This is a genomic window from Hydrogenophaga sp., from assembly GCF_965657535.1.
Lineage (GTDB): Bacteria > Pseudomonadota > Gammaproteobacteria > Burkholderiales > Burkholderiaceae_C > Hydrogenophaga.
Genome location: NZ_CBFHOP010000001.1, coordinates 227,427 through 239,384, shown reverse-complemented (window position 1 = coordinate 239,384; position 11,958 = coordinate 227,427). Strand labels below are relative to the sequence as shown.

Annotated in this window: 14 protein-coding genes; 9 read left to right on the top strand and 5 right to left on the bottom strand. The window is 64.1% G+C overall.

Going from position 1 to position 11,958, the window contains the following annotated elements:
• Position 1: 1 nt before the first annotated feature.
• The 6 genes from ACTG4K_RS01260 (at position 2) to ACTG4K_RS01235 (ending at position 6,997) form a co-directional block, all read left to right on the top strand.
• Entirely contained in the window at positions 2–919 is a 918-nt protein-coding gene (locus ACTG4K_RS01260) for an ABC transporter permease (RefSeq protein ID WP_439112379.1), read from the top strand.
• Complete coding sequence (locus ACTG4K_RS01255; protein WP_439112378.1) at positions 916–1,776, top strand: ABC transporter permease; 861 nt, start codon at positions 916–918, stop codon at positions 1,774–1,776. Before ACTG4K_RS01260 ends, ACTG4K_RS01255 begins: the two co-directional genes overlap by 4 nt.
• Before the next feature lie 128 nt (positions 1,777–1,904).
• A complete protein-coding gene (locus ACTG4K_RS01250; RefSeq protein ID WP_439112377.1) occupies positions 1,905–3,386 on the top strand; it encodes an aldehyde dehydrogenase in 1,482 nt (493 codons plus the stop codon).
• 134 nt (positions 3,387–3,520) lie between these two features.
• Positions 3,521–4,816 (top strand): 4-aminobutyrate--2-oxoglutarate transaminase, encoded by a 1,296-nt coding sequence (gene gabT / locus ACTG4K_RS01245; protein WP_439112376.1) that lies wholly within the window; start codon positions 3,521–3,523, stop codon positions 4,814–4,816.
• A gap of 4 nt (positions 4,817–4,820) precedes the next feature.
• Positions 4,821–6,173 (top strand): type III glutamate--ammonia ligase, encoded by a 1,353-nt coding sequence (locus ACTG4K_RS01240; protein WP_439112375.1) that lies wholly within the window; start codon positions 4,821–4,823, stop codon positions 6,171–6,173.
• A gap of 56 nt (positions 6,174–6,229) precedes the next feature.
• On the top strand, positions 6,230–6,997 hold the full coding sequence (locus tag ACTG4K_RS01235; protein ID WP_439112374.1) for a hypothetical protein: 768 nt from the start codon (positions 6,230–6,232) through the stop codon (positions 6,995–6,997).
• A 7-nt stretch (positions 6,998–7,004) separates the two neighbouring features.
• On the opposite strand, the gene ACTG4K_RS01230 is transcribed toward ACTG4K_RS01235, so the two are convergent.
• The 3 genes from ACTG4K_RS01230 to ACTG4K_RS01220 form a co-directional block, all read right to left on the bottom strand.
• On the bottom strand, positions 7,005–7,775 hold the full coding sequence (locus ACTG4K_RS01230) for a class II aldolase/adducin family protein (RefSeq protein WP_439112373.1): 771 nt from the start codon (positions 7,773–7,775) through the stop codon (positions 7,005–7,007).
• Positions 7,776–7,961: 186 nt separating this feature from the next.
• Positions 7,962–8,153: a YgaP family membrane protein gene (locus tag ACTG4K_RS01225; protein ID WP_439112372.1), complete on the bottom strand. Its 192-nt coding sequence runs from the start codon at positions 8,151–8,153 to the stop codon at positions 7,962–7,964.
• A 169-nt stretch (positions 8,154–8,322) separates the two neighbouring features.
• Positions 8,323–8,976, bottom strand: coding sequence for a Crp/Fnr family transcriptional regulator (locus ACTG4K_RS01220; protein WP_439112371.1), 654 nt, complete (start codon positions 8,974–8,976; stop codon positions 8,323–8,325).
• A 127-nt stretch (positions 8,977–9,103) separates the two neighbouring features.
• Between ACTG4K_RS01220 and ACTG4K_RS01215 the strand changes: the two genes are divergently transcribed.
• Genes ACTG4K_RS01215 through ACTG4K_RS01205 form a run of 3 tightly spaced genes read left to right on the top strand, consistent with a single transcriptional unit; the run spans position 9,104 to position 10,862 of the window.
• Positions 9,104–9,661: a cytochrome b gene (locus ACTG4K_RS01215; protein WP_439112370.1), complete on the top strand. Its 558-nt coding sequence runs from the start codon at positions 9,104–9,106 to the stop codon at positions 9,659–9,661.
• 20 nt (positions 9,662–9,681) lie between these two features.
• Entirely contained in the window at positions 9,682–10,245 is a 564-nt protein-coding gene (locus ACTG4K_RS01210; RefSeq protein WP_439112369.1) for a YceI family protein, read from the top strand.
• Between the two features lie 50 nt (positions 10,246–10,295).
• Positions 10,296–10,862, top strand: coding sequence for a YceI family protein (locus ACTG4K_RS01205; RefSeq protein ID WP_439112368.1), 567 nt, complete (start codon positions 10,296–10,298; stop codon positions 10,860–10,862).
• 144 nt (positions 10,863–11,006) lie between these two features.
• Here the strand turns inward: ACTG4K_RS01205 and ACTG4K_RS01200 are convergent, their stop codons facing one another.
• Together ACTG4K_RS01200 and ACTG4K_RS01195 are read right to left on the bottom strand one after the other, a co-directional pair.
• Positions 11,007–11,261, bottom strand: coding sequence for a YkgJ family cysteine cluster protein (locus ACTG4K_RS01200; protein WP_439112367.1), 255 nt, complete (start codon positions 11,259–11,261; stop codon positions 11,007–11,009).
• Complete coding sequence (locus tag ACTG4K_RS01195; RefSeq protein WP_439112366.1) at positions 11,258–11,848, bottom strand: NADPH-dependent FMN reductase; 591 nt, start codon at positions 11,846–11,848, stop codon at positions 11,258–11,260. Before ACTG4K_RS01195 ends, ACTG4K_RS01200 begins: the two co-directional genes overlap by 4 nt.
• Between the last annotated feature and the right edge of the window lie 110 nt (positions 11,849–11,958).

Below are 11,958 nucleotides of genomic sequence, written 5' to 3'. Positions count from 1 at the left end.
GATGGCATCTGCCTTCCCTATGCCCGGCAAGCGTTTCGTCATTGGCGTGCCGTTTGCCTGGCTGTTTGTCTTTTTCTTTCTTCCGTTCCTGATCCTGCTCTACATCAGCTTTGTGGACATGGCCGGTGACATCCACCCGTTCAAGCCGCTCTGGGATGCGACCACCGGCGTGCTCAAGCTGAAGTACGAAAACTACCTTTCGATCTTGCGCACGGAAGAGGGTGCGCCGCTGTTCAAGACCTTGTATGTGGACGCCTACTTGCGCTCCATCGGTTATGCGCTGGTCACAGCGCTGCTGTGTCTGGTCATTGGCTACCCATTTGCGTATTTCATTGCGCGAGCGCCCGAGAGCGTGCGCCCGGCGCTGCTGCTGATGGTGATGCTGCCGTTCTGGACCTCGTTCCTGCTGCGCGTGTACGCCTGGAAGGGTCTGTTGGCCGATCAGGGCGTGATCAACCGCTTTTTGATGAGCGTGGGCATCATCGACGAACCGATGCAGATGCTCTACACCAACGTGTCGATGCTGGTGGGCATGACCTATGTGTACCTGCCGTTCATGATTCTGCCGCTGTACGCCAACCTGGTGAAGATGGACTTTCGTCTGCTGGAGGCTGCCTACGACCTGGGCACCACGCCGTTCAAGGCGTTCTGGCTCGTCACGGTGCCGCTGTCCAAGGCGGGCATCATCGCCGGTTTCATGCTGGTCTTCATTCCCTGTGTGGGCGAGTTCGTCATTCCGTCGCTGCTGGGCGGGCCTGAAAACCTGATGATCGGGCGCGTGGTGTGGGACGAAATGTTCACCGCCAACGACTGGCCCAAAGCCACCGCACTGGCGGTGGTGATGATCGCGCTGATCGTGGTGCCCCTGGCCGTCTACTACCACTACACCGGTGAAAAAAGCGAAGGAGCCAAGGCATGAAACAGCTGCTTGAAAAACATTTCGGCAAGTTCTGGCTGGCGGTGGTGTTCGTGTTTCTGTACCTGCCGCTGTTGTTCATGGTGGTGTTTTCGTTCAACAGCACCCGGCAAGACGCGCGCTTCACCGGCTTTTCGCTGCGCTGGTACGAGGCGCTCACGCGCGACACCAAAATCGTCGAAGGCTTCTGGCTGTCGCTCAAGATCGCCACGGTGACCGGCGTGCTCTCGGCGGTGCTGGCCACGTTTGCGGCGTTTGTGCTGGTGCGTTACCGGCGTTTTCTGGGGCGCACGGTTTTTTCTGGGATGGTGAACGCGCCGCTGGTGATGCCCGAGGTGGTGATTGGCCTGTCGCTGCTGTTGCTGGCGGTGGGCGCACAAAACGCCTTTGGCTGGCCGCAGCGCGGCATGCTCACCATTGTGTTGGGCCACACGCTCCTGGGCATGGCCTACGGCATGGTGGTCATTCAGAGCCGCTTGCTGGAGATGAACCGCAGCATTGAAGAGGCCGCCATGGACCTGGGCGCGCGGCCGATGCAGGTGTTTTTCCTGGTCACCTTGCCGAATATTTTTCAGGCCATCCTGGCGGCGTTTCTGCTGGCCTTTACGCTCAGTTTTGACGATGTGGTGATTTCCGAATTTCTGTCGGGCCCCGGCGTGAACACCTTGCCACAGGTGATCTTTGGCTACGCCCGGCGAGGCATCAACCCGACCATTTACGCGGCCGCCACGCTGCTGATCGTGACCGTAACGGTGGTGATCGTGGCCTATGCGGTGTGGGTGGCGCGGGCCACGCGCCGGCGCGACCGCGAAATTGCGGCTGCCACTCGGGCCGAGACGGTGGCGCTGTCGCCGCACTGAGGCGCTGTGGCGTGCCCGGGGGCACCGACTGGATGGCTGATCCGCTCGCAAAGTGGATCAGCCAAAGCGCTTGAATCCGGCGTAGCATGGTGCCATTGCGAAGTATTCCGACCCTTGGACCCAAGCCCATGACCGACACCACACCTGCCCAGACGTTCGACGGCCGCGCCGTTATCCATGGCGAGCGCGTGGCCGCGCTGGACGGCCAGACCTTTGACTGTTTGTCGCCGGTGGACGGCCGGCTGCTGACCACCGTCGCCCGTTGCGGCCAGGCCGATGTGGATGCGGCGGTGGCGGCGGGCCGCGCAGCGTTTGAGTCGCGCCGCTGGAGTGGCATGGCGCCGGCTGCACGCAAGCGCATCATGATCAAGTTTGCCGACCAACTGCTGGCGCACGCCGATGAGCTGGCGCTGATGGAAACGCTGGACATGGGCAAGCCCATCAAATACGCCAAGGGTGTGGACGTGAACAGCGCGGCCAACTGCATCCGCTGGTATGGCGAAGCGGTGGACAAGGTGTATGACGAAATCGCGCCCACGGGCCGCAGCGCGCTGGCGCTGATCACCCGCGAGCCGGTAGGCGTGGTGGGCATCATCGTGCCCTGGAACTACCCCATGATCATGGCCGCCTGGAAGATTGCGCCGGCGCTGGCGGCGGGCAATTCGGTGGTGCTGAAGCCTTCGGAAAAAAGCCCGCTCACCGCATTGCGGCTGGCCGAGCTGGCGCTGGCAGCCGGCATGCCGCCCGGCGTGTTCAACGTGGTGCCGGGCTACGGCCCCGAGGCGGGCAGCCCGCTGGCGCTGCACATGGACGTGGACTGCATCGCCTTCACCGGCAGCACCCGCGTGGGCAAGCAAATTCATGTGATGGCCGGGCAGAGCAACCTGAAGCGCGCCTGGACCGAGCTGGGCGGCAAGTCGCCCAACATCGTGTTTGCCGACTGCCCCGACCTGGACCGCGCCGTGGAAGCTGCCGTGGGCGGCATCTTCTTCAACCAGGGCGAGAGCTGCAACGCGCCGTCGCGCTTGTTTGTGGAGGAAAGCATCAAGGACGCGTTTCTGGAAAAAGCCCTGAAGCTGGTGCCCAACTACCAGCCCGGCAACCCGCTGGACAAGGGTACGGTGATGGGCGCCATCGTGGACCAGGTGCAGCTGGACAACGTGATGCGCTATATCGGCCTGGGCCAGAGCGAAGGTGCCAAGCTGATCGCGGGTGGCGCACTGGCCGCGCCGGTGGCGGGCGGGTGTTATGTGCAGCCCACCATTTTTGACGGCGTGACGCCGCAGATGACGATTGCCCGCGAAGAGATTTTTGGCCCGGTGCTGAGCGTGATGGGCTTCACCGACGCCGCCAGCGTAGTGCGTGAAGCCAACAACAGCATTTATGGCCTGCAAGCCGCCGTGTGGACCAGCGACATCAACAAAGCCCACGGTGTGGCTCGTGCGCTGCGCGCCGGCACGGTGCACGTGAACCAGTACGACGAAGACGACATCACGGTGCCGTTTGGTGGCTTCAAGCAAAGCGGCGTGGGGCGCGACAAGTCGCTGCACGCGTTTGACAAGTACACCGAGACCAAGACGACTTGGATACGTATCGATAGCCCTGTCTAGAAAGCACCCCCCGCGCCGCTTCGCGTCACCCCCCGGAGGGGGCGGCACTGGCGGCCTGGCAAAGCCAGTTCCGCGGTGCCCTGGGTTAAAGGCATTTCGCGCCAGACACATTTTTTCTTTCAATGGAGACTGCAATGAATGCCAGGAACGATCTGAAAACGGACCACACCAACGCTGCCTGGCACCAGCGCCGGCTTGACGCGACGCCGCGTGGCGTGGGTGTGATGGGCGACTTTTTCATTGACCGCGCCAAGAACGCCGAGTTCTGGGACATCGAGGGCCGGCGTTTCATTGACTTTGCGGGCGGCATCGCGGTGCTCAACACCGGGCATGTGCACCCCAAGGTGCAGGCGGCCATTGCGGCGCAGTTGCAGCGTTTCACCCACAGCTGCTACCAGGTGGTGCCTTACGCCGAATACGTGCAGCTGGCCGAACGCATCAACGCGATCGTGCCGATCGAAGGCCCGGCCAAGACGGCCTTCTTTTCCACCGGCGCGGAAGCGGTGGAGAATGCCATCAAGATTGCGCGCAGCAGCACCGGGCGCAGCGGTGTGATTGCCTTTGGCGCAGCCTTTCACGGCCGCAGCCTGTTTGCCGTGGCCATGACCGGCAAGGTGCAGCCCTACAAGGCGGGTTTTGGCCCGTTCCCGCCCGAGATTTACCACGTGCCGTTTCCGTGCCATTGCGCGTCGCTGGACGACACCAAGCACGCGATGGAACAGCTGTTCAAATGCGACATTGAGCCCAGCCGCGTGGCCGCGATCATCTTCGAGCCGGTGCAAGGCGAGGGCGGTTTCAACCCGATTCAGCCGGCTGCCGTGAAGTGGCTGCGCGAGCTGTGCGACCAGCATGGCATTTTGCTGATTGCCGACGAGGTGCAGACCGGTTTTGCCCGTACCGGCAAGCTGTTTGCGATGGAGCACTACGGCGCCAAACCCGACCTGATCACCATGGCCAAGAGCATGGCCGGCGGCACCACGTTGTCGGCCGTGTCGGGCCGCCGCGCCATCATGGACGGCCCGGCGCCGGGCGGTCTGGGCGGTACCTATGCGGGCAACCCGCTGGCCATTGCGGCGTCGCTGGCGGTGCTGGACGTGATGGTTGAAGAAAAGCTGCCTGAGCGCGCCCAGTTGCTCGGCGACCGGCTGATCGCGCACCTCACGGCAGCGAAGGCCAAGTACCCCCGCATGGGCGACGTGCGCGGGCTGGGTGCCATGGTGGCGTGTGAATTTGTGGACGCCCACGGCGCCCCCGACGCGGACCTGACCAAGCGGGTGCAGGCCGCCGCTCTGAAGCGCGGTCTGTTGCTGCTGACTTGCGGTGTGTACGGCAACGTGATTCGCTACCTGTTCCCGCTGACGATTGAAGACGCGGTGTTTGCCGAAGGTCTGGATGTGCTGGACGCGGCCATGGCCGAGGTGATGGGGTGAATGCGTGAGCCTTGAGCCGGGCGCAAGCACCCGCCTTGCCGAGCGCATGGACGCCTTGCAGGCGCAGGGCATCCATTCCATTCTGACCACCTTCACCGACCTGCACGGCGCACCCAAAGGCAAGCTGGTGCCGTTGGCCGCGTTGCCCGACGTGGTAGCGGTGGGCGCGGGTTTCGCTGGCCCCAGCATCTGGGGCACGGGCTTGCCGCGCATGGGTGCGCGCAGCGAGTATTTCGGTCGGGTGGTGCCCGAGTCTTTGCGGCCATTGCCGTTCATGCCGGGTGTGGCACATGCTGTGTGCGACGGTTTTACGGGGGGCGAAGCGCTGGAAACGTGTTCGCGCCAGCTGCTCAAGCGCCAAGTGGCCCGGCTGCGGGCGCGTGGCCTGACGCTCTGGGTGGGCATTGAGCCCGAGTTTTTCTTGCTCAAGCGCGGGCCCGACGGCGCCTGGCAGGTGGGCGACAGCAACGACCGGCACGCCAAGCCGTCCTACGACCTGGCCGCCATCGGCCGCAACTTGGGTTTTCTGGACGACATGCGGCGCCACCTCTGCGCGCTCGGGTTCGAGCTGCAGCAGATGGACCACGAAGACGCTTGTGGTCAGTACGAGATCAACTACCGGTTCGACGAGGCCCTGGCCGCCGCCGACCGCTACCAGCTGTTCAAGCTGACTGCACATGCGGTGGCTCAGGCGCACGGCCTGACGTTTTCGACCATGCCCAAGCCGCTGGCGCACGCGCCCGGCAGTGGCCTGCACTTTCACCTGAGCCTGACCGATGCGCGAGGTGTGGCCGTGATGGCGGACCCTGGCGGGGCGCTGGGCCTGAGCACGCTGGGCCACCAGTTTGCTGCGGGCCTGCTGCACCACGCTGATGCGCTGGCGGCGCTGTGCGCACCCACCGTGAACAGCTACAAACGCCTGGCCAGCAGCGCCAGCGCGTCGGGCACCACCTGGTCGCCGGTGTGGAAAACCCTGGGCGACAACAATCGAACCTGTCTGGTGCGTACCGTGGCCAACCGGCTGGAGTGGCGTCTGCCCGACCCTTCGTGCAACGTGTACGCGGCGCTGGCGGGCACGCTGGCTGCGGGGCTGTCGGGCATTGAGCAGGGCATGCCTGCGGTTGGAGGTTGCGACGAAGACCTGTACCAGCGCCAGGCCTGTGGTGACGACATGCCCGCGCGTTTGCCGCGCGACCTGTGCAGCGCGTTGGATGCTTTGAGGCAAGACAGTGCCTTGCGCGACGCGGTGGGTGAGGCTTTCTGTGCACAGCTTCTTGCCATCAAACAAGCCGAGTGGGACGCCTGGGCGCAACACGTGAGCGGGTGGGAGCTGGATCGCTACGCCGACGCGGCGTGAGCGGCCGCAGCCACCGAACGCGGGGTGGCTGACGCGGTTTCGCCATAATCCACCCCTTGAACCCGACCACCCCCACCAAAACCTGGACCAAAACCGCCGACCGGCCGCTGCGCAGCGCGGCCCAGTCGCTGGGTATCTGGCTGTTTGCCCACTTTGTGGGCGTACCGGTACCGTGGCGCGCGGTTCGCCAGACCGATGGATCGGTGTTGCTGGCGTTTGAGCACGAGCGCCTGAAAGCCCTGGCGGCGGCCGGTGAGCGGGTGCCGCCGGTGCTGGCTTTTGACGGGTACTCGCTGGAAACCGGTGACATCGGGCCCACGCTGGACCACGTGTTGCACCGCACGCCCGAAGCCGATCGGCTGGCGCTGATGTGCGCGGCCGGTGCCGATTTGGCGGGTTTTCATGCGCGGGGACAGTGGCATGGTGGCGCCCAGACGCGCAACCTGACCTGGGACGGCCAGCATTTTGCCCGGCTGGATTTCGAGGAGCGTTTGCAACCGGGTTTGCCGCTGGCCACGGTGCAGGTGTACGACGTTTTGCAATTGGTGTTGTCGCTCTCGCGGTACCTGGACGCGTTGGGCCCCCAGGCCGTGCTGGCCGTGCTCAATGCCTACGGGCAAGCGAGCCAGTCTTCTGCGCGCCGTGCGTCGGTGCCGCCCGATCTGGTGGGTTTTCTGCACCGGTTGTTGCCACGGCTGTTGCTGGTGTCGCGGCTGGCGGCGTGGTCGAGCCGGCTTGACGGCTCGCGTGAGGTGGTTCGCTTGCGCACGGTGCTCGACGGTATGACCGCGTTTGTGCAGCAGTCGCGGCCAGCTGCACCTTGACCTTGATTCAGGTTTTGTAGCCCGGGTCCAGCCGCTCGGCTTTGCGCAGCAGCGCGGGCCAGGCCAGTTGTGCGCCCTGACCCGCCGTGGCGATTTTCATCACCTCGGCCATGCCAGCCAGGATGGCGGGGTTGACCTGGGTGAGGGCACCGCCGCCAGCGAGCGCATCGATCTGGATGCGGCAGGTGTTTTCCAGTGTGTACATGGACAGGAAGGCATCGGCAATCGTGCGTCCCACCGTCAGCAGGCCGTGGTTGCGCAGCACCAGAAAGTTGGCCGTGCCCAGGTCGGCTTGCAGGCGCGGTTTTTCGTCCGGGCGAAAGGCCACGCCTTCATAGTCGTGGTACGCCAGCGAAGCGAGCACAAACGTACTTTGTTGGCTGATGGGCAGGATGCCGGCGGCCTGCGCGCTCACGCCCACGCCGGCGCGCGTGTGGGTGTGCAGCACGCAGCCGGCTTCGGGGCGCGCTTCGTGCACGGCGCTGTGGATCACAAACCCTGCCGGGTTGACCGGGAACGGGCTGTCGATGAGCTTGTTGCAGGCCATATCGACTTTGACCAGGCTGCTGGCGGTGATCTCGTCAAACATCAGCCCGTAGGGGTTGATGAGGAACTGGTGCGCGCCACCGGTCACGCTGTCGGGCAGTTTGGCGCTGATGTGGGTGAACACCAGATCGCTCCAGCCATACGCCGCCACCAGCCGGTAGCAGGCGGCGAGGTCGCAGCGCAGTGCCCACTCGTCAGGGTGGACGGCGTCTTGGAGGGATGGAATGTACATGGCGGCCTCAGCGTATGGGTGAAGCCGCCATGTTGCGCCATGCGGTGCGGTGAAGCTTGTCTTGACAGTGACACGCAAGTGATCTAACCAGCCTCGCTGGAAAAAGACGTCTTTGCCCAGCGATCACGGCGGAGCCGGCTTGCCTGGCCGCTCGCGATGCCCCCTAAGGGGTAGCGGCGCAGGGGCTTACTTCTTCATGCTGCAGGTGTTGAAGCCCAGCAGGGCGTAGGGCGGGCACCATCCCACCAGGCCGGTCAGCAACGGGACCACGCCCACATAGCCCCACAGGCCCACGTTGCCGGTGGCGGCTGCGGCGATGAGGGCGAGGCCGACGACGATGCGGATGGTGCGGTCAATGCCGCCAACGTTTTTGGTCATGAAAGTGCTCCTGGAAAGGCTGAAAACAAAAGATCGGTCCAACGGGGTAGCCGCCGAGGGCGGTGTACATACCCCGTTGGGGCGTGGCGCTATTGAACCGGGTTGCGGGCGGCGGGTCTGTGACCTGCGTCACAAAGCGGCGCGCAGGCCCACCGTGTTGCCGCGTCGCTCAGCGCGTCTGCAGGGCCGCCAGGTTGCGCAGGGCCGCACTGTTGCAAATGGTGATGCACTCGCGCGAGAGTTCAACGATGCCGTCGCGTTCAAACCGGTGCAGCAACCGGGTCACGATTTCGCGCACCGTGCCCAACTCGTCGGCCAGCGCCTGGTGGGTGGCGCGCACCTGTTGACCATGACCGAGCAGGGTGGCCGCCAGGCGGCTGTCGAGACGCTGGAAGGCCACGGCTTCAATCAGGCTGGTCAGGTCGGCCATGCGCAGGGCAAACAGGCCGAGCACAAAGTTGCGAAAGCCTGGGTCTGCCATGGCCACTTGAAAATCGGGCGGTGACAGCAGGGTCAGGGTGGTGTCGGTGGTGGTCACACCATGGGCGGTGAGGGGCTGGCCCGCAAACAGCCCGGCAGAAGACACCAGGCACATCTCGCCGGGCAGCACGCGGTACAGTTCCAACTCACGGCCATTTGCGGCGCTGCGCGACACGCGAACCTCGCCCTGCAGCACCATGGGGAAGCCCTGGCAGGTGCCGTGTTCCCGAAACAGGGGCGTGCCGGCGGGCACCCGCACCAGGTTCAGCCGAGGGAGCAGTTCCGGCAGCGAACCCATAGCGGGGTACAGCGTCAGCAGGCTCGGGGCATCGGTGTCGGGCATGGGCGCATTGTAGGAGCGGGATGGCGCCCGTGATTCGAATGGCTGGGCTTAGTTCGTTCAAATATTTTGAATTTAGGCTTCAAGCGCTTTCACGCAGCGGCAACAGGCTTTTGCCTAAACTGCGTGTATGTCAAAAGCGTTCGTCTCCCGTTACCACCCTGTGGCCGTGGCCCTGCACTGGTTGCTGGGCGTGGCGCTGATTGCCATTTTTTCCCTCGGCCTTTACATGGCCGATCTGCCGTTTTCGCCCCAGCGCCTGCAGTATTACAGCTGGCACAAGTGGGCCGGGGTCACGGTGTTGACGCTGTCGTTCGTGCGCCTATTCTGGCGCCTCACGCACCGCCCGCCGGCTTTGCCCATGGCCATTGAGATCGCCATGCCCGCCTGGCAACGCACGGCGCACCACGCCACCCACTTCGGTTTGTATGTGCTGTTTTTTGCGGTGCCGCTGCTCGGCTGGGCTTACAGCTCGGCCGAGGGGTTTCCCGTTGTGTGGTTGGGTGTGGTTCAGTTGCCCGACTTCGTGCCCGTGAGCGAAGGCCTGGCCGATGTGCTCAAGCCGCTGCACAAATTGGCAGCCTACGGGATGGCTGCGCTGGTGCTGCTGCATGTGGCCGGTGCGCTGAAACACCACTTTGTTGACCGCGACGGTCTGATCCGGCGCATGGCCTTTGGCCGCCGTTGAATTTCCCCCGGAGTCCTTCCATGAAACTGTCTTTTGCATCTTTGGCGCTGGTCGCCGCAGCGTTTTTCCCGCTGGTGGCCCAGGCGCAGCAAGCGCTGGTGCCCGCGCAAAGCGAAGTGGCCTTTGTGAGCCGCCAGATGGGCGTGCCTGTGGAGGGAAAGTTCAAGACCTTTAGCGCCCAGGTGGCGTTTGACCCGGCCAAGCTGGCCACCAGCCAGATCGCTTTCACCGTGGACACGGGCAGCGCTGACATCAGCCGCGAAGCCAACGCCGAACTGCCCAAAGCCACCTGGTTCAACGTGGCCGCTTTTCCGAAGGCCACATTCCAGTCCAGCAGCATCAAGCGGCTGGACGCCAGCAAATTTGAAGTCACCGGCAAACTGAGCATCAAAGGCCTGAGCAGCGACGTGGTGGTGCCCGTGACGCTGACCCAGAACGGCACCACCACCACCGCCACCGGCGCTTTCCCCATCAAGCGCCTCGTTTTTCGCATAGGCGAAAAAGAGTGGGCCGACACCTCGATGGTGGCCGACGAGGTGCAAGTCAAATTCAAGATCGCGCTCACGGGCGTGAGCAAGCTCTGATCCATTTTCTGTTTTCTTTTCACCCCCCAACCCCATCTAGGAGTTCACCCATGCGCAAATCCCTGACCCTGCTGGCCGCAGCAGCCACCTTGTCCACCGGCGTTTTCGCCGCTGACTACGCGATCGACCCGACGCACACCTTTGCCACGTTCGAGATCGGCCACTTCGGCGCCAGCGTGAACCGCGGCCGTTTCGACAGGAAAGAGGGCAAGATCACGTTTGACAAGGCCGCCAAGACCGGGTCCGTGGACATTTCCTTTGACGTGGCATCGGTCAACACCGGTACCGCCGGCTTTGACAAGCACCTGCAGAGCGCCGACATTCTGAATGCTGAAAAATTCCCCAAGGCCCAGTTCGTGTCCACCAAGTTCAACTTCAGTGGCGACAAGGTCAGCTCCGTGGACGGCAACCTGACCCTGCTGGGCAAGACCCAGCCGGTGACGCTCAAGGCCAACCAGTTCAACTGTTTCGAGAGCCCCATGCTCAAGCGCGAAGTGTGTGGCGGCGACTTTGAAGCCACCATCGATCGCACCGCGTTTGGCGTGAACTACGGCGTGGATTGGGGTTTCCCGAAAAACGTGCGTCTGGTGCTGCAGGTGGAAGCGGTCAAGCAGTAACTGCACCCTGCGCCGCTGCGCGGCTTTTCCCTGCGGGGCCGCACCAGCAGCTCGGGTAGAGCCAGTTCTGCGGTGCGTCTGGGTTCAGACACGGGCTCCGGGGAGATTTTTGCTGCTACAAAGGCCCGCTTATGCGGGCCTTTGTCATGGGCGGGTGGCGTCTTCCAGTCGGCTCAAAAACCGAATGGCTTGTTCCCGGTTTTCGCCGCACATCTCTGCGCTGGGCTGCAGCGAACCGCATACCGTCGGCCGTTCGGGCAGGCCAAACAGCTTGCAGCGCAGCGCTTCGTCCAGGTGCGGGCAGGGCACACCGGCCGCCTTGCCGCCTGGCAAGCCGGGCATGGGGCTGCTGATGGATGGCGCTGTGCAGCACGCCGCGCAGCCAGGGCGGCAGTTCAAGCCTGAAATTTCCGGGCCGCCCACAACACCTGGTCCACCACACCATGCAAGGCGGTGCGGTTTGATTCGAGCGACAGCTGGCCACTGGGGTCAAAGGCTTCAAAGGCTTTGGGCAGGGCAAACTGCTTGGGCGCTAGCCAGCACTGCAGGTTCATCAACACCGGCGCCAGGTGCGCCAGACCCCGCAGGCCGCCCAGTGCACCGGGCGAGGCGCTGAGCAAGCCCACCACCTTGCCGGCAAAGGCTTTGGTGCCCTGGCCCCAGTCGGGGTCGCCTTTGATGGGGCTGGACACCCAGTCGATGGTGTTTTTCAGCAGGGCTGTCATGCTGCCGTTGTATTCGGGCGCTGCCACCAGCCAGGCCGGGTGGGCATGAAATATTTCTTTCAGGCGCACCACATCGCGGGGCGTGCCCTGGGCTTCCAGGTCGGCGTTGTACATCGGTACGTCAAAGTCGGCCAGGTCCAGCCGCGTCACCTGCGCGCCTTCGGCCTCGGCCATGTTGGCGGCGGTGGCGGCCAGTTGGCGGTTGTAAGACTGGGCGCGCGTGCTGCCCGCGAAAACGAGGAGGGGAATGGTGGGGGTCATGCCGCCATTGTGGCGTACGCAGTCGAACCCGGCGTTGGTTTGCAGGTGCTCCGGGGTCTGTGCATCGGTGGCAGCACACCGGCTGGTGCGGGTTATCACGGGCGCCAGTG